At 74.5% G+C, this 20214-nt stretch carries 21 protein-coding genes and 2 pseudogenes; 5 read left to right on the top strand and 18 right to left on the bottom strand.

The features are described from left to right. Window positions 1-199: 199 nt before the first annotated feature. The 10 genes and pseudogenes from ACTMTB_RS02065 to ACTMTB_RS02020 form a co-directional block, all read right to left on the bottom strand. Window positions 200-1273, bottom strand: a complete 1074-nt coding sequence (locus tag ACTMTB_RS02065; RefSeq protein WP_334571303.1) for an NAD-dependent epimerase/dehydratase family protein — start codon at window positions 1271-1273, stop codon at window positions 200-202. A gap of 120 nt (window positions 1274-1393) precedes the next feature. Continuing rightward, window positions 1394-1495, bottom strand: a complete 102-nt coding sequence (locus ACTMTB_RS02060) for a 30S ribosomal protein bS22 (protein ID WP_007465623.1) — start codon at window positions 1493-1495, stop codon at window positions 1394-1396. 219 nt (window positions 1496-1714) lie between these two features. Further along, complete coding sequence (locus ACTMTB_RS02055) at window positions 1715-1924, bottom strand: helix-turn-helix domain-containing protein (RefSeq protein WP_088960133.1); 210 nt, start codon at window positions 1922-1924, stop codon at window positions 1715-1717. Between the two features lie 256 nt (window positions 1925-2180). Then, entirely contained in the window at window positions 2181-3365 is a 1185-nt protein-coding gene (locus ACTMTB_RS02050) for an ABC transporter permease (protein ID WP_350799861.1), read from the bottom strand. 203 nt (window positions 3366-3568) lie between these two features. Continuing rightward, window positions 3569-4405 (bottom strand): annotated as a pseudogene (locus ACTMTB_RS02045) (ABC transporter ATP-binding protein); the annotation flags it as partial. A 31-nt stretch (window positions 4406-4436) separates the two neighbouring features. Beyond that, complete coding sequence (locus tag ACTMTB_RS02040) at window positions 4437-5780, bottom strand: efflux RND transporter periplasmic adaptor subunit (RefSeq protein ID WP_441142611.1); 1344 nt, start codon at window positions 5778-5780, stop codon at window positions 4437-4439. 129 nt (window positions 5781-5909) lie between these two features. Beyond that, window positions 5910-7394: a hypothetical protein gene (locus ACTMTB_RS02035; protein WP_441142225.1), complete on the bottom strand. Its 1485-nt coding sequence runs from the start codon at window positions 7392-7394 to the stop codon at window positions 5910-5912. 587 nt (window positions 7395-7981) lie between these two features. Beyond that, the gene (locus ACTMTB_RS02030) at window positions 7982-8317 is read right to left on the bottom strand and encodes a YrdB family protein (RefSeq protein WP_441142224.1); all 336 of its coding nucleotides are present in this window, start codon (window positions 8315-8317) and stop codon (window positions 7982-7984) included. Then, on the bottom strand, window positions 8317-8883 hold the full coding sequence (locus tag ACTMTB_RS02025) for a TetR/AcrR family transcriptional regulator (RefSeq protein ID WP_441142223.1): 567 nt from the start codon (window positions 8881-8883) through the stop codon (window positions 8317-8319). The genes ACTMTB_RS02030 and ACTMTB_RS02025 overlap by 1 nt, the downstream gene beginning before the upstream one ends. Beyond that, window positions 8876-9667, bottom strand: a complete 792-nt coding sequence (locus ACTMTB_RS02020; protein WP_441142222.1) for an alpha/beta fold hydrolase — start codon at window positions 9665-9667, stop codon at window positions 8876-8878. Before ACTMTB_RS02020 ends, ACTMTB_RS02025 begins: the two co-directional genes overlap by 8 nt. 78 nt (window positions 9668-9745) lie before the next feature. Here ACTMTB_RS02020 and ACTMTB_RS02015 point away from each other — a divergent pair. Beyond that, a pseudogene (locus ACTMTB_RS02015) lies at window positions 9746-9880 on the top strand (VOC family protein); the annotation flags it as partial. 1 nt (window position 9881) lies between these two features. Here the strand turns inward: ACTMTB_RS02015 and ACTMTB_RS02010 are convergent. Beyond that, window positions 9882-10802 carry a proline dehydrogenase family protein gene (locus ACTMTB_RS02010; RefSeq protein ID WP_441142221.1) on the bottom strand — a complete coding sequence of 307 codons (921 nt, stop codon included), beginning with the start codon at window positions 10800-10802 and terminating at the stop codon, window positions 9882-9884. Between the two features lie 140 nt (window positions 10803-10942). Here ACTMTB_RS02010 and ACTMTB_RS02005 point away from each other — a divergent pair, with 140 nt between their 5' ends. Genes ACTMTB_RS02005 through ACTMTB_RS01995 form a run of 3 tightly spaced genes read left to right on the top strand, consistent with a single transcriptional unit; the run spans window position 10943 to window position 12984 of the window. Continuing rightward, complete coding sequence (locus tag ACTMTB_RS02005) at window positions 10943-11218, top strand: hypothetical protein (RefSeq protein ID WP_441142220.1); 276 nt, start codon at window positions 10943-10945, stop codon at window positions 11216-11218. Window position 11219: 1 nt separating this feature from the next. After that, window positions 11220-12386 carry a glutathionylspermidine synthase family protein gene (locus tag ACTMTB_RS02000; RefSeq protein ID WP_280839427.1) on the top strand — a complete coding sequence of 389 codons (1167 nt, stop codon included), beginning with the start codon at window positions 11220-11222 and terminating at the stop codon, window positions 12384-12386. 19 nt (window positions 12387-12405) lie between these two features. Next, window positions 12406-12984 carry a CGNR zinc finger domain-containing protein gene (locus ACTMTB_RS01995; RefSeq protein ID WP_357909693.1) on the top strand — a complete coding sequence of 193 codons (579 nt, stop codon included), beginning with the start codon at window positions 12406-12408 and terminating at the stop codon, window positions 12982-12984. A 156-nt stretch (window positions 12985-13140) separates the two neighbouring features. Here ACTMTB_RS01995 and ACTMTB_RS01990 read toward each other — a convergent pair whose 3' ends face one another. Next, window positions 13141-13947 (bottom strand): sugar phosphate isomerase/epimerase family protein, encoded by an 807-nt coding sequence (locus tag ACTMTB_RS01990; protein ID WP_238450594.1) that lies wholly within the window; start codon window positions 13945-13947, stop codon window positions 13141-13143. Between the two features lie 76 nt (window positions 13948-14023). Beyond that, window positions 14024-14968 carry a Ppx/GppA phosphatase family protein gene (locus tag ACTMTB_RS01985; protein WP_441142219.1) on the bottom strand — a complete coding sequence of 315 codons (945 nt, stop codon included), beginning with the start codon at window positions 14966-14968 and terminating at the stop codon, window positions 14024-14026. 74 nt (window positions 14969-15042) lie between these two features. Between ACTMTB_RS01985 and ACTMTB_RS01980 the strand changes: the two genes are divergently transcribed. Then, window positions 15043-15852 carry a hypothetical protein gene (locus ACTMTB_RS01980; RefSeq protein ID WP_441142218.1) on the top strand — a complete coding sequence of 270 codons (810 nt, stop codon included), beginning with the start codon at window positions 15043-15045 and terminating at the stop codon, window positions 15850-15852. Between the two features lie 9 nt (window positions 15853-15861). Here the strand turns inward: ACTMTB_RS01980 and rraA are convergent, their stop codons facing one another. Genes rraA through ACTMTB_RS01955 form a run of 5 tightly spaced genes read right to left on the bottom strand, consistent with a single transcriptional unit; the run spans window position 15862 to window position 20210 of the window. After that, window positions 15862-16344, bottom strand: coding sequence for a ribonuclease E activity regulator RraA (rraA, locus tag ACTMTB_RS01975; protein WP_441142217.1), 483 nt, complete (start codon window positions 16342-16344; stop codon window positions 15862-15864). Then, entirely contained in the window at window positions 16338-17531 is a 1194-nt protein-coding gene (locus tag ACTMTB_RS01970; RefSeq protein ID WP_441142216.1) for an MFS transporter, read from the bottom strand. Before ACTMTB_RS01970 ends, rraA begins: the two co-directional genes overlap by 7 nt. A 50-nt stretch (window positions 17532-17581) precedes the next feature. Next, entirely contained in the window at window positions 17582-17974 is a 393-nt protein-coding gene (locus ACTMTB_RS01965) for a universal stress protein (protein ID WP_210773628.1), read from the bottom strand. Next, complete coding sequence (locus tag ACTMTB_RS01960; protein ID WP_441142215.1) at window positions 17971-19473, bottom strand: tripartite tricarboxylate transporter permease; 1503 nt, start codon at window positions 19471-19473, stop codon at window positions 17971-17973. Before ACTMTB_RS01960 ends, ACTMTB_RS01965 begins: the two co-directional genes overlap by 4 nt. Next, entirely contained in the window at window positions 19473-20210 is a 738-nt protein-coding gene (locus tag ACTMTB_RS01955) for a tripartite tricarboxylate transporter TctB family protein (RefSeq protein WP_441142214.1), read from the bottom strand. The genes ACTMTB_RS01960 and ACTMTB_RS01955 overlap by 1 nt, the downstream gene beginning before the upstream one ends. Between the last annotated feature and the right edge of the window lie 4 nt (window positions 20211-20214).

Below are 20214 nucleotides of genomic sequence, written 5' to 3'. Positions count from 1 at the left end.
GTGGACGAGGTCGCGCCCGCCCGGGCGGACGGGACCCGCTCATCGGTGGCTGAGGTGTCCGGCTCGGCCAGGGCCGCCGGCTCCGGGGCGGCGGCGGCTGTGGTGCGCCGGTGCCCGTTGCTTCGCGCCGGCTGAACGTCCGGCCCGGCCACGGTCAGCGGTACGTCGTACCGGCCGTCGGGCCGCTCCTCGGACCGGCTCACGAGCGCTCCCGGACGGCCGACCGGACCTGGCGGATGCTCTCCAGCACGAGCTGCTCGGCGGTAGCCAGGGTGTTGCGGGTGAGCACCACGCCGCCGTGGTGGGCCCGGATGAAGTCGTCGAACGCGGCGGCGGTGGAGCGCGGGGTGAAGCCGTACTCCCGCTCCAGCCGGCTGGTGTCGACCACCCGGCCGTGCACGAAGAGGTCGACCTGGTCGAGGCCGTAGCGGCCGAAGCCGAGGTTGCGGGCGAGCGCGGCGGCCCCGGACAGGCCCGGCTCCAGCACCGGCACGGCGACCCGACCGGCCCGGCGGATCGCCTGGGAGAGCGAGAGCACCCCCGGCCCGGCGACGTTGTAGGTGCCCGGGTGCTCCTCGGCGATGGACCGGTGCAGCACCTCCAGGGCGTCGTCGAAGTGCACGAACTGCAACCGCGGGTCGCGCCCGAAGACGGTGGGCACCACCGGCTGGGAGAAGTAGCGGGTGAGCGTGGTGTCGGCGGTGGAGCCGATGAACGGCGCGAAGCGCAGCACGGTCGCGGTCACGTCGGGACGGCGGCGGCGGAAGCCGCGGACGTACCCCTCGATGTCGAGGATGTCGCGGCCGAAACCGCCGCGCGGCACCTCGCGCGGCTCGGTCTCCTCGGTGAAGACCGCCGGGTCGCGGAAGGACGCGCCGTACGCGGCCGTGGAGGAGCGGACCACCAGCTTGCGCAGCCGCGGCGCCCGCTGGCAGGCGGCGAGCAGCTGCATGGTGCCGATGACGTTCTGCTCTTTCATCGCCGCCCGGCCGCCGTGCTGGGGGTCGGGCGAGCTGACCAGGGCGAGGTGCACCACGGCGTCGACGTCCAGGTCGACGAGGAGCCCGCCGAGCGAGCCGAGGTCGAGCCGGACCCGCTCGACCCGGTCGAGCAGGTCGGTGAACTCGGGGCCGGGGGTGGCCGGGTCGACGCCGATGACCCGCTCGATGCGCGGGTCGGCGGCGAGCCGGGCGGCGACGTGCGCGCCGAGATAGCGGCCGACCCCGGTCACGACGACGACCCCCGGAGCACCTGAGGTGCCACCGGGGGTCATCTCGTACGCCCTGACCGGCAGACGGGACCGAGCCGGGACGTCCGCGGCCTGATCACCTGAGCCTCCGAGGGTCGACAGTTGGCAAGTGGTGCCGGAAGCCGGGCCGTGGCCCGGCCCCGGTCACTTACCGAGACGGCGACGCTGGACGCGGGTCTTGCGCAGCAGCTTGCGGTGCTTCTTCTTAGCCATGCGCTTGCGGCGCTTCTTGACCACCGAGCCCATACGACAGCCTTTCAATGCAAACGTGCGGGGCGGACGAGCGGCGCCACGTCGGTGGCGCCGGTGACCGCTTGCGGACAACGGACCGGACCAGCCTGGTGGCGTCGGGGCTCACCGGCGAGGGTCACGATCGGCTCCAGGGTAGCCGGAGTGCGTCAGCAGGACCAACGCGCCCCCGTCGATGCCCGTTACGTCGCAGTCGGCGCACCGCCCGGCGACGGGTCAGGCGGTTTCCTGAAACGCGCCCCGGAGATAGTCGTGCACCGCGTGCTCCGGCACCCGGAACGACCGGCCGACCCGGACCGCGGTGAGTTCACCGCTGTGCACCAGGCGGTAGACCGTCATCTTGGACACCCGCATGACCGACGCCACCTCGGCGACGGTGAGGAACTTGACATCCGACAGCCGACCGTCGGACTGCGACCCGGCCATGGCTCACCCGACCCATCCCATGCCCGGCGCGTACCGAGCGACCGGAGCTTCCGTCCGGGCCGGCAACGCGCGTGTTACCAGTACGGTAGCGGGGCCGCTGTGACCGGCGCGATCCCTTCGTACAACTGATCATGCGCCGACCGTCGTTCACCCGACCGTGACCTGCCGTTTCGCCCCCGCCTGCGCTCAGCGTCCCGTTCCCGGGACCGGTGGCGGGCACCCGTCGCGCGAGGCCCGCGCCGCCGACCGGGTGGGCTCACTCGGCGCGCAGCGCGACCACCGGGTCGAGCCGGCCGGCCCGCTGCGCCGGCACCACCCCGAAGACGATGCCCACCGCCGCCGACACCCCGAACGCCAGCGCCAGCGACCACCAGGTGATCGCGGCCGGGATCGGCGACAAGGCGTCCACCAGCAGCGCGGTGCCCACGCCGAGCGCCATCCCGGTCAGCCCGCCGATCGCGGTGAGCAGCACCGCCTCCAGCAGGAACTGCACCCCGATGTCGCGGGGGCGCGCGCCGACGGCCTTGCGCAGGCCGATCTCCCGGGTCCGTTCGCGCACCGAGACCAGCATGATGTTGGAGACGCCCACCCCGCCGACGAGCAGCGAGATGCCGGCGATGGCGGCGAGCACGCCGGTGAGCACCCCGAGGATGTCGCCGAGCACGCCGAGGATCTGCTGCTGGGTGACCGCGCTGAACTCGGTGTCCGGGTGCCGGCGGGACAGCTCGGCGACGATCCGGTCGCCCAGCTCGCCGATCCGCTCCCGGTCCGGGGCCTTGACCGCGATGCCGTCCACCCGCTGGGTGCCCCAGAGTCGCTGGGCCGCGGTGACCGGCACGTGCACCTCGTCGTCCCGGTCGACGCCGAGGCTCTGCCCGAGCGGCGCGAACACCCCGATCACCCGGAACCGGACGCCGGCGAGCGCGACCTGCTGGCCGAGCGGATCCCGGTCGGGAAAGAGCGCGCGGGCCACCGAGTCGCCGAGCACCGCCACCCGGCGGCTGGTGTCCACGTCCGCGCCGGTCAGGTAGCGGCCCCGGGCCAGCGAGCGGGTGAAGACCGTCGGGGTGGTCTCCAGCACTCCCTGCACGGTCGTGAAGTCGGAGCGGTTGCCGGCGCGGGCCGTCGCGCCGGAGGCGATGGTGACCGCGACCCGGCTGGGGTCGCCGACCACCCGGGAGACCGCGTCGACGTCGGAGAGGGTCAGCGGGGAGACCACTGGCGCGGTGCCCACGTCGATCCGGCCGGGGACCACCAGCAGCAGGTTGGAGCCGAGCCCTTCGACCTGCTGTTCGACCTTCTGCTTCGTACCGGTGCCGATGGCGACCAGCAGCACCACGGACGCCACCCCGATGATCACGCCGAGCATGGTCAGCGCGCTGCGCATCCGGTTGGCCCGCAGCGCGTCCAGCGCCACCCGCCACGCCTCGGCGAGCCTCACGACGCCCCGCCGGCCCGCTCGTCGCCCGCCCGGCCCGTCCCGGCCGCGTCCACTCCGGAGGTGCCCCGGGCCGCAGCGTCCGCCCCGGGTCGCGGTCCGGCCGCAGGGTCCGCGTCCGGTCCCGGCCGGTCGGCGGCGTCCACCTCGGATCCCGGTCCAGCCCCTTCGGGGGTACGCCGGTCGCCCGCCGGATCGCGCGGAAGGCGTCCGGTGGCTCCGGCGGCGCCGCCGGAGCCACCGGACGGGTGCCCCGGGCCGCTTCCGGACGCGGACCGGGGCTCCGCGCTGGGAGCGGCCACCAGTGTGTCAGGTGCCGCCACGGGCCCGGACGCCGGTCGATCATGAACGGTCGAGACGCTGTCCGACACCACCACCCCGTCGCGCATCGCGATCCGCCGCCGGGCCCGGGCCGCCACCTCGTTGTCGTGGGTCACCATCACCAGCGCCACCCCGGACTCGGCGTTGAGCTGCTCCAGCAGGGCCAGCACCGCCTGGCCGGTCACCGTGTCCAGGTTGCCGGTCGGCTCGTCGGCGAGCAGCACCGTCGGATCGGTGACCAACGCCCGGGCGATCGCCACCCGCTGCTGCTCGCCACCGGAGAGCTGGTTGGGGCGGTGGTCCAGCCGGTGCCCCAGGCCGACCCGGCCGAGCATCGCGGCCGCCCGCGCGCGCCGCTGCCGGGCCCCGACGCCGCGGTAGACCAGCGGCAGCGCCACGTTGTCCACCGCCGACGTCCGCGGCAGCAGGTGGAACGCCTGGAAGACGAAGCCGATGGTCTCGTTGCGCAGGGTGGCCAGCTCCGGCGCGGAGAGGGCGCCGACGTCCCGACCGCCGATCACCAGCCGACCGCCGGTGGGCTGGTCCAGCCCGCCGAGCAGGTGCATCAGGGTCGACTTGCCGGAGCCGGACGGCCCGACCACGGCCACGTAGTCCCCCGGCGCCACGGTCAGCGAGACGCCGCGCAGCGCCGGCACGGAGACACCGTCGAGCTGGTACGTCCGGGAGACGTCCACCGCCTCGATCGCCGCCGGACCGCTCACGGCCTTTCCCCCGTCGGCTCACTCCGCGCGCTCACCGGACTTCCTGGCCGTCCTGGACCTGGTCGGTGCCGCGCACCACGACGCGGTCGCCGGCCTGCACCCCGTCGAGGATCTGCACCAGGTCCTGCCCCTGGACGCCCACCGTCACCTGCGCCCGGTCCGCCCGGCCGTCGCGGACCAGCCAGACGGCGTCCCGGCCGTCGGCGGAGAAGACCGCCGATGCGGGGACGGTGACCGCGTCGGCGGCCTCGCGTACCCGCAGGTGCACCACGGCGTTCATGCCGGGGCGGGGCGCCGGTGCGACCTCGCCCTCGCCGAGCCGGCCCGCGCCGAGCGCGAGCCGCACCCGGTAGGTGACCCCGCCCCGGGCGGAGCTGGTGGGCAGCACGTCGACCGAGCGGACCGTGGCGTCGTAGCTGGCGCCGGTGACCGCGTCCAGTTCGACGTCGGCGACCAGGCCGGGGCGGACCAGCAGCACGTCGGTCTCGTCGACCTCGGCGAGCAGGCCGAGCGCGCCGGTGTCCACGATGGTCAGCACGGGCGTGCCGGCGGTGACCCGGCCGCCGGCGACCACCGCGTCGTCCACGCCCGGCGGCGGCCCGGCGCGGGACGGGGAGAGCGCCGACGGGTCGATCCCGGCGGGCACCTGCCCGCCGCCGAGCAGGGCGGACAGGTCGCTGCCGCCGCCGGCCGGGGCGCCGCCGGGCTGCACGACTCCCCCGATCGGGGCGCGCAGGGTCAGCGCGTCGACGGTCGCCTTCGCCAGGTCGTACGCCTGCCGGGCCTGGAGCCGTTGCGCGGCCGACAGCGCGCCGACCGCCGAGTTGAGACCGGCTACCCCCCGCTGCACCGAGCGGACGGCCTGGTCGGCGGTACGCGCCGCGGCGGCGTACTGCTGCTGGGCGGAGGTCACCTGGGCGAGCAGCGCGTCCCGTACCTTCTGGTCGGCTATCTTCCCGGCGGCGTCCCGGGCGGCGTCGAACGCCTCGTCGGCGGCCTTGTCGGTGCCGCGACGGCGGGTGCCCAGGTCGCTCACGCCGGCGCCCCGGCCGGCCCGTTCGGCGGCCCGGAGGGCGTCGCGGGCCTGCCGGAGGCGCTCCTGGGCGGACGGGGAACTGATCACGGCGAGCACCTGACCGCGCCTGACCCGCTGGCCGGGCTGGACCCGCAGACTGCTGACGGTGCCGTCGGCGGGTGCGGTGAGGGTGGCCGCGGCGCGGGCGGTCACGGTGGCCGGAGCGTCGATCACCTCGGCGACGGCGGCCCGGCTGGCCGGGGCCAGCGCCACGGCGGACTCGTCGTCCCCGCAGGAGGCGGCGGTGGTGCCGGTGAGGACGACGACGGTGAGCAGGGCGGTGAGCAGGCGGGGCCGCATGGCTACGGGGGGCCGCGGCGAATCGGGGCGGCGCACGGGCCAACCTTAGCCCGGCGTCGATACGACGCCGAGCGGCGCGATCGGCCTATCGGGCGGACCGCGTCCACCCGGCGACGGGTCCGCCCGCTGTCATCGGACGGTCGCCCGGACGTAGGCGACGCACTCGTCGTGCAGGGCCGTCCACGGGTCGCCGAGGACCTGCTCGGACGCGTCGTCCAGCGACCGCCGGTCGTGCACCACGGCCCGGAAGAAGTCGAGCACCTGCTGCTCGCCGTACCGGTCGACGAGGTGGCGGACGGCCAGGTAGCCGACGCCGTAGCTGCCGCCGACCCGATCGGCCGGAGCGGCGTCGGCCGGGGTCAGGGCGTCCAGCCGGCCGTTCCACCCGCTGGCGACGAGCTGCCCGGCCTCGTCCAGCCCCTCGTAGCGGCTCACCGGTGCCCCGTCGGCACCGGCGTACTCGGCCAGCCCCTCCACCAGCCACCAGGTCTGCTTGCCCGGGTAGCCCCGTGCGGGGAGCGAGGCGGCGTGGGTCAGCTCGTGCCGCAGCAGCTCACCGGTGGCGGTGGCGGTCAGCCCGTCGGCGTTGAGCACCACCTCGTGGTGGCCGCCGCCGACGGTGACCGCGTACCCGGCGGTCCACTTCGGTCGGCCGCCGCCGTACCAGCGTCGCCACTCGGGGCCGCCGGCGTAGAAGATCCGGTAGCGGTCCGGCGGTGGACCGGCGACCGCGTACCGGTCGGCGACCGTCGCCGCGGACTCGGCCTCGGCGAGCAGGCTGGGCAGCTTCCCGCGCAGCGCCGGGGTGGTGGCCACCATGGTGCGCGGGCCGACGGCGACGACCAGGTCGCTGACCTCCCAGGGTCGGACCCCGGCCTGCGCCGAGCGGGACTCCTCGACGGCGACCAGCAGCGGTGCGCCGCCGGTCTCCCGCCAGCGGGTGCCGATCAGGACCGGGCTGGGCGCGCAGTCCGGCACGAGGAAGCAGTACCGGAAGGTCACCAGTTGCCGCCACTGCCCCGACTGCCCGGCGACCGGGGTGGGCAGCCCGGACGGCTCGGCCCGCCACACCGTCACCCGGAGCGCGCGCAGTGCGGCGAAGCGGCGGCCCAGGTCGGCGCGGGCGGCGGGGTCCGCAACGGCGAGGAAGCCGCGCCGGTCCCCGCCGAGCAGGGCGTCGGCCTGCCGGGCGAGCTGGGCGGAGAGCTGGTCGCCTACCCGGCGGGCAGCCGCCGTGGCTGGGTCGGGCGTGCGGGCGGCGGGGCGGTCCACCGTGGCGCGGTCGGCGGTGCGGTCGGCGGTGCGGTCGACCAGGCCGGCCAGCAGCGCCGCCGGCACCCCGCAGCCCACCATCGCCAGCACCACCGCGAACGCAGCCCAGAGCGGCCAGCGGCGGCGTGAGCGTGGCTCGCCCACCCCGGCGGTTGGACGCGACTCGTCCACTCCATCGGCCGGGCGCGGCTCGTCGATCCCGTCAGCCGGGCGCGACTCGTCGCCATCGGCCGCGCGCGACTCGTCCACCCCGTCGGTGCGGCGCGGCTCTCCCATCCCGTCGGTCGGGCGCGACTCGTCCACCCCGTCGGTGAGGCGCGGCTCGTCATGCCCGTCGGTCACCGGCGAAGGGTACGACCAATCGGGGCGATCCGGCCAGAGCCGCCCGCGCGTCGGCAGCATGCCGGCGGGCCTGCATACGCGGTACGAACCTTCTGCCGCAGGACGGTGGCCTGCACGGACGGTGACCGGCGCGGGGTCGGAAGGGGGTGACTACTCACCTATCGAGCTGATGACGTGAACGACTCACGGAACGCCGACCCCGGTGGCGGTGGCGACGGACGTCGTCTCTGCCGTCCGGACGAGACGGGCCGTCACCGCCGGCCGCCGGACGACAGCCACGCGGGCGTCAGGGGTGGCCCGAATCGTTCACGACATCAGATCGAAAGGGCGCGACCACCGCAGGTGGGATGCCGGGGACGGGCCCACCACGAAAGCCACCACCCGTGGACGGGCCGCCCACGGGAGCCACCACCAGCGGTCGCCGTCAGCGGGTCACCCCGACAGGCGCCGGCTCGGGCCCGCCAGCAGCCACCACAGGAGGCGGGACAATGAGCCACCGACAAGCGCCGGGATCGCCCCGCCAGCAGACACCAGCGGGAGGGAGGACCACGAGCTACCCGGCGGCCCGAGCAGGCGACCGGGACCGGTCAGGCCGGGTGACCGCCGCGGCTGAGCAGGGCCCGGTCCACGGCCCACAGGGCGACCAGACCCACCGCGAGCAACGGGTGCCCGGCGAGGGCGAGCAACACGCCGGCGGCGAGGAAGCAGGCCGCCTGGACGGCGTACCTGGCCGGCGGGGCGAGCCGGACCCGGGCCCGGGGCGAGCAGAAGCTGCCCCAGACCAGCGCGATCAGCAGCGGTGCGCCGAGCCCGGCGAGCAGTCGGACGGCCAGGCCCGCGTTGAGGGTGAAGCCCCACCAGCCGGCGGCGACGAGCATCGCCACCTCCACCAGGAAGGCGATCGTCAGCAGCGCGGCCCTCATCAGGACCTCCAGTCCCGGTACGCGGTGTCCAACGCGGCCACCAGCTGGTCGAAGGACCGGTCGAGGCCTCGGGGCAGGCCGAAGCCACCGGCCGCCTCCAGGGTGATGAAGCCATGGACGGCGCTGCGGAACAGGCGTGCGGCGTCGACCGCGGCGTCACCGGTCAGGCCGTACCCGCGCAGGATCGCGTAGACGGTGTCGAGGGCCCGCCGGCCGGCGGCGACGTGCTCGGGGTCGGTCGGGTCGGGCACCCGCTGCGCCGCCGGGTAGCGGCCGGGGTGCCGGCGGGCGTAGTCGCGCCAGGCGGTGGCGACCGCCCGCAGCCCGTCCGCCCCGGCGCGCCCGGCGGCGGCCGAGGCCATCGCGTCGGCGAGTTCGTCGACGGCCAGCGCGGCCAGCTTCTGGCTCAACGCGTCGGCGCCCTTGACGTGCTTGTAGAGGCTGGGCAGCGCGACGCCGAGCCGGCCGGCGAGCGCGGCCAGGGTCAGCCGCTCGTAACCGACCTCGTCGGCGAGGCGGGCCGCCTCGCGGACCACCGTCGACGGGGTGAGCCCGGCCCTAGGCACGCGTGGTCACCGCCAGGAACTCGACGAGCTGGGCAGCCGTGGCCGCCGGCTGGTCGGCGTGCGGGTAGTGGCCGGAATCGGCGATCATGCGGGCTTCGGCGGTGACGAAGAGGCGGCGGGCGGACCGGGCCTCGCCCCCCGGGTCGGCGAAGTCGGGGTCCTTCGCGCCCATCAGCACCAGCACCGGCTGCCGCACGTCGGCCGCCCGGGCCGTCCAGTGCGGGGCGACCGGCGCGACCACACCGCGGACCGCCGCCATCCGGCCGCGCAGGCCGGCGACCAACTCCTTGCGGTACGCGGCGTCGTCGGCGGGCCGGCCACAGGGAAAGAGCGTCCGGTGGAACATGCCGAACAGCCGGGGACTGCGCAGCACCGCCGCCTGGGCCAGCCGCATCGCCGGGTTGGGCCTGGGCTGGGCGACGAACGCGCCGATCTGCACGATGCCGTTGACCTGCTCGGGCGCGTCCCCGGCGGCGAAGACGACGGCCGCCGCGCTGGACGAGCTGCCGACCAGGGTGGCCGGGCCGCCGAGGGTACGCACCACGGCCAGCAGGTCCGAGCCGACCTCGGCCGGGGCGTACGACGGCCAGTGGGCGCTGGAGTCGCCGTGCCCCCGGACGTCCACCGAGGCCACCCGGTAGCCGGCCGCGACCAGCAGCGGGATCAGGTGGCGGAAGGATCGCCGGTTCTCCCCCATGCCGTGCGCGAGGACCACCAGCGGCCCCTCGCCGTGCACCTCGTACGCGATGGTGCCGCCGTCCCGCTCCACCTGGCTAATACTCATAGCCACAAAGCTATGTGCATTAGCCAAATCTGTCAACGCGGACTTGACCTGAAGTCCTCCGGGCCGGCCGAAGCGGACCTGGTCACGAGACTGGAACGGGCCGGCGGGACGAGAGTCTCCGCCGGCCCGTACAGGGACCGCTGGGGGGTGACGGTGGCCGATCCGGACGGCTACCGGCTGGTGCTGAGCACCCGGGGATGGTCGAACGCCTGAGTCACTTCTTGGAGACCAGGGCCCGGCCGAAGAACATCAGGTTCGCGGGGCGCTCGGCGAGCCGGCGCATCAGGTAGCCGTACCAGTCCTCGCCGTAGGGCAGGTAGGTCCGCACGGTGTAGCCCTCGCCGACCAGCCGGGCCTGCTCCTCCGGCCGGATGCCGTACAGCATCTGGAACTCGAAGCGGTCCGGGCCGCGGTCGAACCAGCGGGCCCGGTCCTCGCCGATGGCGATCAGGCGCGGGTCGTGGGTGGCCAGCATCGGGTAGCCGTCCCCGGACATGAGCACGTTCAGGCAGCGGACGTACGACTTGTCCACCTCACGGGCCGACTGGTACGCCACCGACTCGGGCTCCTTGTACGCGCCCTTGCAGAGCCGTACCCGGGACCCGGCGCCGGCCAGTTCGCGGCAGTCCGACTCGGTCCGCCGCAGGTACGCCTGGAGCACCGCGCCGGTGGCCGGGAAGTCCTTGCGCAGCCTGGCCAGGACGCTCAGGGTCGAGTCAGTGGTGGTGTGGTCCTCCATGTCGAGGGTGACCGTGGTGCCCGCCTCGTCGGCCGCCAGGCAGATGGCCCGCGCGTTGTCGTACGAGAGCTGCTCGTCGAACTTCTGGCCCAGGGCGGAGAGCTTCACGCTGACCTCGGCGGGCGGGGTGAGCCCGGCGCTGGAGAGCAGCTTCAGCAGCTTGAGGTACTCGTCGCGGGTCGCGTTGGCCTGCTCGGGAGTGACGGTGTCCTCGCCGAGGTTGTCGATGGTGACCGCGAGGCCGTCGGCGACGAGTTCGCGGGTTGCGCGCAACGCGTCGTCGGTGCCGGCGCCGGCGACGAACCGGCGGACGACGTCCCGGGTGAACGGGGCCGTCGCGATGAGCCGCTCGACCTGGGATGACCGGGAGGCGGCGAGGATGACGGAACGGAGCATGAGCCGAGCGTAACGCCCGTGCACCGCGCTCCGTCGGGGGGCGGCCGAGCCGCCGCGACGCCTCGTGACAGGCGTCCCAATGGCATCACGAGCACCGCCGGGGGGCGACGGAAGTGGCGTCGATCAGCTACAACGATGCCGTGGATGGACACCCCCGCCGCCGGCTCCGGTCGGCCTCCGTGCAGCTGGGCGCGCTCACCGCCCTGGCGCTCGCCCTCTCCGGCTGCAACATGACCTCCGACGACGATGACGACGACTGCGCCCTGGGTCCGACCGGCGGCGGGGACACGATCGCGCTGGCGATGCGGGTACCGGCGGTCACCACCGGCACCGCCGGCGCCGAGCCCCGGCCGGTCGCCGCGGCCCTGCCCGAGCGCGGCGGCTTCGGCACCCACCTCGCCTCCTGCGGGGGCTGAGGTGCGACGCGAGGCGGCCACCCCCCGCCCGGACTGGGACGCCACCATCCGCGAGCAGGGCCTGGTGTACGTCGACACCGAGCTGCCCGACGGCGGGACCATGTCGTACTGGGACGAGACGGCGGCGTACGCCTTCGACCTGGCCGAGGTGCTACGGCTGGAGGAGGCCACCGAGGAGCTGCACCGGATGTCGGTCGCCGCGGCCGAGCACGTCGTCGCCCGCGGCCGGTACGCCGAGTTCGGCATCCCGGCCTGGGCCGCCGAGGCCGTCGCCCGGTCGCTGCGCGAACGACCGCCGACCCTCTACGGCCGCTTCGACCTCGCCTACGACGGCAGCTGGCCACCGAAGCTGCTGGAGTACAACGCCGACACCCCCACCGCGCTGGTCGAGGCGAGCATCATCCAGTGGTACTGGCTGGAGCAGACGCACCCGGACGCCGACCAGTGGAACAGCCTGCACGAGCGGCTGGTGGGCGCCTGGGCCAAGATCGGCGCCGGCCTGCACGACCGGCGGGTGCACGTGACCTGGTCGAACGAGGAGGAGTCGGGCGAGGACCAGATCACCGCCGGGTACCTGGCCGAGACCGCCCGCCAGGCCGGGCTGGACGTGACGCTGCTGCCGATCCAGCACGTCGGCTGGGACGGCCGGCGCTTCGTCGACGCCGACGACCGACCGCTGACGACCTGCTTCAAGCTCTACCCGTGGGAGTGGATGCTGGCCGAGCCGTACGGGCCGGCGGCGCTGGAGCCGGGCACCCCGACCACCTGGATCGAGCCGGCCTGGAAGCTGCTGCTGTCCAACAAGGCGCTGCTCGCCGTGCTCTGGGAGCTGTACCCGGGGCACGAGTACCTGCTGCCGGCGTACCTGGACTCGCCGCGCGGGATGCCCGAGTACGTGGCGAAGCCGCTGCTGGGCCGGGAGGGGGCCGCGGTGCGGATCGTCACCGGCGACACCGAGATCACCAATCCGGGCGACTACGGCGACGAGGGCTTCTGCTACCAGGAGTTCCGGGCGCTGCCGGACTTCGCCGGCAACCGTACGGTGCTGGGAAGCTGGATCGTCGACGGCGAGTCGGCCGGCGTCGGCCTGCGGGAGAGCGAGAGTCTCATCACTGACGGCTACGCGCGGTTCCTGCCGCACTACATCGACGCGCCGCGCGCCCCGTGAGTCGTCTACCGTTGGTGTCGTGAACTTCGACGCGTACGCCCGGACCGGCGTTGACCTCGTCAACGCCCGCCTGGACGACCTCGACGACCTGCGGGCCCTCTTCCCGGACGACAACGCGTGGATGCGCGACGAGGTCGCCGAACGGGACCTGGTGATCTTCCGGCGGGCGCAGAAGCGCCTCCGCGACGTGTTCGAGTTCGGCACCTCGGGGCGGGACGTCCAGGCGGTGGCCGAGCTGAACGCCCTGCTGGAGGCTTTTCCCGTGCAGCCGCGAATTTCCGGGCACGACTCCAGCGACTGGCACATGCACGTGACCAGCCGGGGCGCGTCGGTCAGCGCGGAATACCTGGCCGGCGCGGTCTGGGGCTTGTCGGTCTGGCTCTGCGAGTACGGCAGCGCCCGGTTCGGGGTCTGCGCGGACGAGCGCTGCGGCAACGTCTACCTGGACACCTCGTCCAACTGCTGCCGCCGGTTCTGCTCGGAGCGCTGCGCCACCCGCTCCCACGTGGCCGCCCACCGCGCCCGCAAGCGCGCCGCGGTCGGCGAGCAGCAGCTCCCCGTCCCCGCCCAGGCCGACTCCCTCACCCCCGTCCCCTGACCCACCCGACCGCGGCGCTCGCGCGGTCGGGCGGTCGCGCGATCGGGCGGTCGCGCGATCGGGCGCTCGCGCGGTCGATCATGAAGTTGTTGCCCCGACACGCCGAGGCGGAGGGCAACAACTTCATGATCGACGGGGAGAGAGACCCCCCGGAGGTCAGGCGTCTACCGGGGAGGGGGCGGTGAGGTGGGCGCGGGCGAAGGCGAGGGCCTCGCGGAGGTCGGCCTCGCGGTCGGCGCGGCTCTTCGCGCCCCGGGTGGTGACCTCGACGGCCACCGAGCCGGTGAAGCCCCGGCCGGCCAGTGAGCGCAGCAGCTCGGCGCAGGGCTGGCTGCCGCGCCCGGGCACCAGATGCTCGTCGCGCCCCTCGCCGGTGCCGTCGCCGAGGTGCACGTGCGCCAGCCGGTCGCCCATCCGGTCGGCCATCGCCAGCGAGTCGGTGTGCGAGGCGGCGCAGTGCGACAGGTCGAGGGTGTACGAGGCGTACCCGGCCTCGGTCGGGTCCCAGCCGGGCACGTACGGCACGAACTGCCGGCCGGCCATCCGCACCGGATACATGTTCTCCACCGGGAAGCGCAGGTCCGGGTACTCGCCGGCGATCGCGTCGAGCCCCTCGGCGAAGTTGCGGGCGTAGTCCCGCTGCCAGGTGAACGGCGGGTGCACCACCACCACCGGCGCGCCCAGGGTGGCGGCCAGCTCGGCCGAGCGGCGCAGCCGCTCCCAGGGGTCGGGGCTCCACACCCGCTGGGTCACCAGCAGGCACGGCGCGTGCACCGACAGGACCGGCACGCCGTAGTGCTCGGAGAGGCCGCGCAGCGCGCCGGCGTCCTGGCTCACGGCGTCGGTCCAGACCATCACCTCGACGCCGTCGTAGCCGAGCGCCGCGGCAAGCTGGAACGCCGCCGCGGTCCGCTCAGGGAAGACCGAGGAACTGGACAGGAGCACGGGGACGCGGGAAGTCACACCCCTCAGGGTAGCCCGACCGGTCGCCACGCTTCAGGACGAGCGGCGTCAAATGGCGCAGAACGACCGACGCGGATCACATCGGCTCCAGCTGATCCAGCCGGCGGAGGATGACGCCCTCCCGCAGCGCCCACGGGCAGATGTCCAGCGCCGGGACGTCCACGCGACGCATCACCGCCTCGGCCACCACCGCACCGCCGAGCAGTTGGTGCGCCCGCCCCGTGCTGACCCCCTCCAGCTCGGCGAGCTGGGCCGGTGGGATGTGCCGGATGAAGCCGAGCACCTGCTGCAGCCCGGTGCGGGTGAGGCTGCGCCGGGCCCAGAGCCCGGCCGCGGACGGCGCCGCGCCCGCCAGCCGGGCCAGCATCCGGAAGGTCTTGGAGGTGGCGACGGGACGCTCCCAGCCCACCCCGGCGAGCTTCTCCACCACCGGGTCGAGCAGCCCGTCGACGTACTCCCGCAGCTCCTCCACGGCCTCGGCGGACGGCGGCACCTGCCCGGTCGGGTCCACCCGCAGCCGCTCCCGGCTCAACCGCCCGGCCCCCAGCGGCAGGGAGACCGCGACGTCCGGGTCCTCGTCGATGCCGGCCGCCAGTTCCAGCGAGCCGCCGCCGATGTCCATCACCAGCAGCCGCCCCGCCGACCAGCCGAACCACCGTCGCACCGCCAGGAAGGTCATCCGCGCCTCGTCGGCGCCGGAGAGCACCTCCAGCCGTACGCCGGTCTCGTCGCGGACCCGGGCCAGCACCTCGGCGGCGTTGGTGGCGTCGCGCACCGCGGAGGTGGCGAAGGCGAGCAGGTCGTCGGCGGCCATCCCGGCGGCGGCGGTACGCGCCATGCCGACCGCCTTGACCAGCCCGTCGGCGCCCTCCTCGGTCAACGCCCCGTCCGGGCCGATCTGTTCGGCCAGCCGGAGCACCACCTTCTCCGAGTGCGCCGGCCAGGGGTGCGCCCCATGGTGGGCGTCGACCACCAGCAGGTGCACCGTGTTGGAACCGACGTCGAGGACACCCAGTCGCATGCTGTCGACCCTAGGGCCAACACGTTTCCGCGGCTCGCCGGCCGGCCCCGGTCACCCCGCGTACGCTGGTCCGGGTGACGAGCCAGGTGGAAGTGCACGTACTGGTTGACGATCCGGGCGACCCGCGCAGCCGTGAGGTGGAGCTGGACTTCCCCCGCGAGTGGATCGAGTTCGTCGACCCGGCCGACGAGCGGCACCTCGTCCGCGCCGACCTGACCTGGCTGTTGTCCCGCTGGACGTGCGTCTTCGGCAAGGGCTGCCACGGCATCATCGCCGGCCGGGCCACCGACGGCTGCTGCTCGCACGGCGCGTTCTTCACCGACGGCGACGACGAGAAGCGGGTCCGGGCGGCGGTCAAGCGACTCACCCCGCAGACCTGGCAGCACTTCCGCCGGGGCGTCAAGAACTGGACCGCGGACGACACGATCGACGGCAAGAACCCGGCCCGGCGCACCGCCACCCGGGACGTGGACGCGCCGTGCGTGTTCCTCAACGACGCCGACTTCCCCGGCGGTGGCGGCTGTGCCCTGCACGGTCAGGCGCTGCGCGACGGGGTACACCCGCTGGAATACAAGCCGGACGTCTGCTGGCAGCTGCCGATCCGCCGCGAGCAGGACTGGACCAAGCGACCCGACAACACCAAGGTGCTGGTCTCCACGCTGACCGAGTTCGACCGGCGGGGCTGGGGCGCGGGCGGGCACGACCTGGACTGGTGGTGCACCTCGTCCACCGACGCGCACGTCGGCACCGAGCCGATGTACGTCTCGTACGGCCCGGAGCTGACCGCACTGATCGGCGCGCCCGCGTACGCGAAGCTGGCGGAGCTGTGCGGGGCGCGGCTGCGCCAGGGCCAGGTCGCCCCGCACCCGGCCAGCGAGGGCTGACCGCCGAGCCTACTCCCGCGCGTGGGCCGGCAGCACGACCACGCCGTCGTCGTCGCTGTGCACCTCGGCTCCGGGCGTGAAGACGCAGTTGCCGAACGACACCGGCACGTCCCGCTCGCCGGCCCCCGCCTTCGCGCTCTTGCGCGGGTTGGCGCCGAGCGCCTTGATCCCGATCGGCAGGGCGGCCAGCGCGGTGACGTCCCGGACCGCGCCGTTGATCACCACCCCCGCCCAGCCGTTCGCCGCCGCGGTGCCGGCGATCAGGTCGCCCATCAGGGCGGTGTGCACCGATCCGCCGCCGTCCACCACCAGCACCCGGCCCTCCCCCGGCTCGGCGACGATCGACTTGAGCAGGGCGTTGTCCTCGAAGCAGCGCACCGTGACGGCCGGCCCGGCGAAGGCGCGGGCGGCGCCGAACTGGCGTAGCTGGGTGTCGCAGGAGCCGAGCACGTCGCCGTACCGGTCGTAGAGGTCGGCGGTCGGAGTCAGCATGGTTCTTCCCTCTCTGGTCGGGGTGTCGGATCGGGGGGTGGGCCCTGGTGCAGTCCGGTCGCGGCGAGGGCCGCGCCGGCCAGGCCGGCGGCGGTGCAGGCGAGCACGCCGGCCGCCCCGGCGCCGGCGGCGAGCGCGCCGGCGGCGCTCGGGATGACGACCTGACCGAGCCGGTTGCCGGTGAGGCGCAGGGACATTGCCCGGCCGCGCAACCCGGGCGGGGCGGACTCGGCCAGGAACGACATGGTCAGCGGTTGCCCGGCCCCCAGGCCCAGGCCGGAGACCGTGACCACCACCACCATCGCCCAGAGCGGCAGGGGCGGCAGCAGCAGCCCGACACCGGCGGCGGAGAGGGCGACGGTGCCGACCAGCAGCCGGCGCCGGCCGACGGCGGCGACCAGCCGGCCCAGCAGCAGCCGCGAGGCCATCGACGCGACCGCCCGCAACCCCAGCAGTACGCCGATGGAGCCGGCGGCGATGCCCCGCTCGGCACCGAGGGCGGGCAGGTAGACCAGGGTGATGTCGACCGCCGCCAGGACGACGCAGCTGACCGCGAGGGCGCGCACCAGTCCGGGCTGGCGGAGCAGGCCGGCCAGTCCGCCGGCGGCCGGACCCGCCGCCTGCCGGTGGTGCGCCGAGGGGCGGAGGAACGCGGCAGCGACCAGCAGTGGCAGGGTGAGCGCCGTGGCGCCGAGGAAGATCGCCCCGGTGTCCGGGATCGGGCGGTCCCCGCCGAAGACCACGATCAGGCCGGGTCCCAACGCCTGGCCGAGCGAGGCGGCGAAGGTGTAGTAGCCGAAGGCCGCGTCGTACCGGTCCGCCGCGGTGCGGTTGGCGACCAACGCCTGCTGGCCCACCACCGCGCAGAGGTGGCCGGTGCCGAGCACCATGCTGGCCACGACCAGGCCGGCGACCGAGTCGGCGAAGAGCACGAAGCAGGCGCCGGCGGCGGCGAGCAGGCCCGACCCGGCCAGCACGATGCGGCGTTCGCCGAACCGGTCGACCGCGTGGCCGGAGGGAACCGCCAGCACCAGCGGCACGACGGCGAAGCTGGCCCCGAGCACGCCGAGCCAGGCCGCCGGCACGTCCAGGTCCAGCGCCCGGTACGCCGACGCCGGGCGCAGCATGAAGGTGACCGCCTGCACCACGATGGTGTGCGCGAGCAGCAGGCCCGTCTGGGTACGCACGGGGACCCCGGTCAGCCCGGGATCCCCGTGCCCGACGCGGGACATCCCACTCAGTCGGCCTTCACGGCGAGCACCGGACAGGGCACCCGGAGCAGGATCTCCTGCGCGGTCGACCCCATGATCAGCTTGCCCACCGGGGTGCGGTGCCGGATGCCGATCACCACCAGCGAGATCTCCTCCGCCTCGGCGATCTCGGCGATCTCCTCGGCCGCGTCCCGGCCCCGCACCAGCTGCCGGACGGTGTGCGGCACCCCGTCCGCGGTCAGCTCGCGGACCACCCGGGCCAGGTCGCCCTCCTGGGCGAAGCGCGGGTCGACGTAGGCGTCGCCGCGCGAGGTGTTCACCACCAGCACCGGCTCGTCGCGGAACCGGGCCTGCTCGACGGCGGCCCGCAGGGCCGCCTCACCCAGGGCCGAGGGGACGTACCCCACCAGCACGGTCATCGGGTCACCAGCCTTTCCCGAACTCCTCGGACGACGAAGCGGCCGAGCACCGGCCAGAGCAGCACCACCAGGACCACGGCGTAGATCGTCCAGGAGACCCAGCCGCCGAGCAGGCCGTGCAGCTCGCCGCCGGAGAGCTGCAACGCCCGCCGGCCCTGGAGCTCGGCGCGCGGGCCGAGGATCACCCCGACGATCAGCGGCAGGATCGGCAGCCCGAAACGCCGCATGCCGAACCCGAGCAGGCCGAGGGTGAGCAGCAGGAACAGGTCGAACGGCTGGGCGTTGACGGCGTACGCGCCCATCGAGGCGAAGAAGAGGATCCCGGCGTAGAGGTACGGGCGGGGAATCCGCAGCAGCCGCGCCCAGGCGGGCGCGAGCGGCAGGTTCAGCACCAGCAGCAGCAGGTTGCCCACGAAGAGGCTGGCGATCAGCGTCCAGACCAGACCGGACTCCCGCTCGAAGAGCAGCGGGCCGGGCTGGATGCCGTACTGCTGGAAGGCGGCCAGCATCACCGCGGCGGTGGCGTTGGTGGGGATGCCGATCGCCAGCATCGGCACCAGCGTGCCGGCGGCGGAGGCGTTGTTGGCCGCCTCCGGGCCGGCGACGCCCTCGATCGCGCCCCGGCCGAACTCCTCCGGGTGCTTCGTGAGCTTCCTCTCCGTCGTGTACGAGAGGAACGTCGGGATCTCCGCGCCGCCCGCCGGGAGCGCCCCGAACGGGAACCCGTACGCGGTGCCGCGCAGCCACGGCTTCCAGGACCGCTTCCAGTCCTGCTTCCCCATCCACGGCCGCCCGACCGGGATCACCTCGGCGGCGCGGCGGCGCAGGTGCGCGGCGATCCAGAGGGCCTCACCGACGGCGAAGATGCCGACCGCCACCACGACCACGTCGATGCCGTCGGCGAGCTGCGGGATGCCGAAGGTGAGCCGCTGCTGACCGGTCTGGTCGATCCCGACCACGCCGATCACCAGGCCGATCAGCAGGGAAGCGAAGCCGCGTACCCGGGAGGCGCCGAGCACCGCGGTGACCGCCACGAACGACAGCAGCATCAGCGCGAAGTAGTCCGGCGCGCCGAGGCTGATCGCGAACTGCACCACCGGCGGGGTCACCAGCACCAGCAGCAGGGTGGCGATGGTGCCGGCGACGAACGAGCCGATCGCGGCGGTGGCCAGCGCCTGCGCCGCGCGTCCCGCCTTCGCCATCTTGTTGCCCTCGATCGCGGTCACCACGGAGGACGACTCGCCGGGGGTGTTCAGCAGGATCGAGGTGGTCGAGCCGCCGTACATGCCGCCGTAGAAGATGCCGGCGAACATGATGAACGCCTGGGTGGGCTCCATCCCGTAGGTGACCGGCAGCAGCAGCGCCACCGTCATCGCCGGACCGATGCCGGGCAGCACGCCCACGGCGGTGCCGATGGTCACCCCGAGCAGCGCGATCAGCAGGTTCATCGGGGTCACCACGTTGGCGAACCCGTCGAGCAGGTTTCCGAGGTTGTCCATCACAGGATCCCTTGCAGCACGCCCGCGGGCAGGTTCACGCCGAGCCCGATGGCGAACGTGTAGAAGGTGATCAACGACAGCGCGACGGCGATCAGCAGGTTGCGCACGTGGTGCCGGTTGCCCAGCGCGTAGGCCGAGCCCCAGAAGAGCAGCGTCCCGCTGATCACCCAACCGAGCCGGTCGATGAGCACGGCGTTGACCAGGAAGGCGCCGATCAGCAGCAGTACCGTCCGCCAGTCGATCGGGGTGGTCAGGTCGACGTCCTCGCCGGCCTCCGGCTCACCGCTGCCGCCGCGGGCCACGTCCACCGCGTAGATCGCGGCGACGATCAGCAGCAGCACACCGAGCAGGATCGGCACGGGCTTCGGGCCGATCGGGTCGGCGGTGCTGATCGCGTGCCCGGTGCGGGCCGCGTCGACGATGACCAGCCCGCCGACCAGCGCCAGGAACGCGCAGACGGCGTACTGCGCCCGGTCCGGCTTCCCGGTCCGGGCCGCACCGTCGGCCGGGTTCGCGGCGGCGGGCGCGTCGTCGGCCGCGGCGGGCCGCGCCACCGCCGGCAGGTCCGGCGTACGCTCCGCGGCCGGCGGGACCGCCTCGGCCCCCGCCGCGGGGGTCGCCGGATCGGCGGCCCCCGCGGTCGGCTGCGCCGGGATCGGCGGTACGGCGGGGATGATCCCCTCGCCCGCCGCCGGGCGGGGCGGCGGGTCGCCGCCCCGGTCCGGTGAGGTCGTCATGCCG

The organism is Micromonospora sp. L32 (assembly GCF_052068055.1).
Taxonomy (GTDB): domain Bacteria; phylum Actinomycetota; class Actinomycetes; order Mycobacteriales; family Micromonosporaceae; genus Micromonospora; species Micromonospora purpureochromogenes.
Note: the sequence above shows the minus strand (reverse complement) of the source record. Positions and strands in the feature narration are given on the sequence as shown.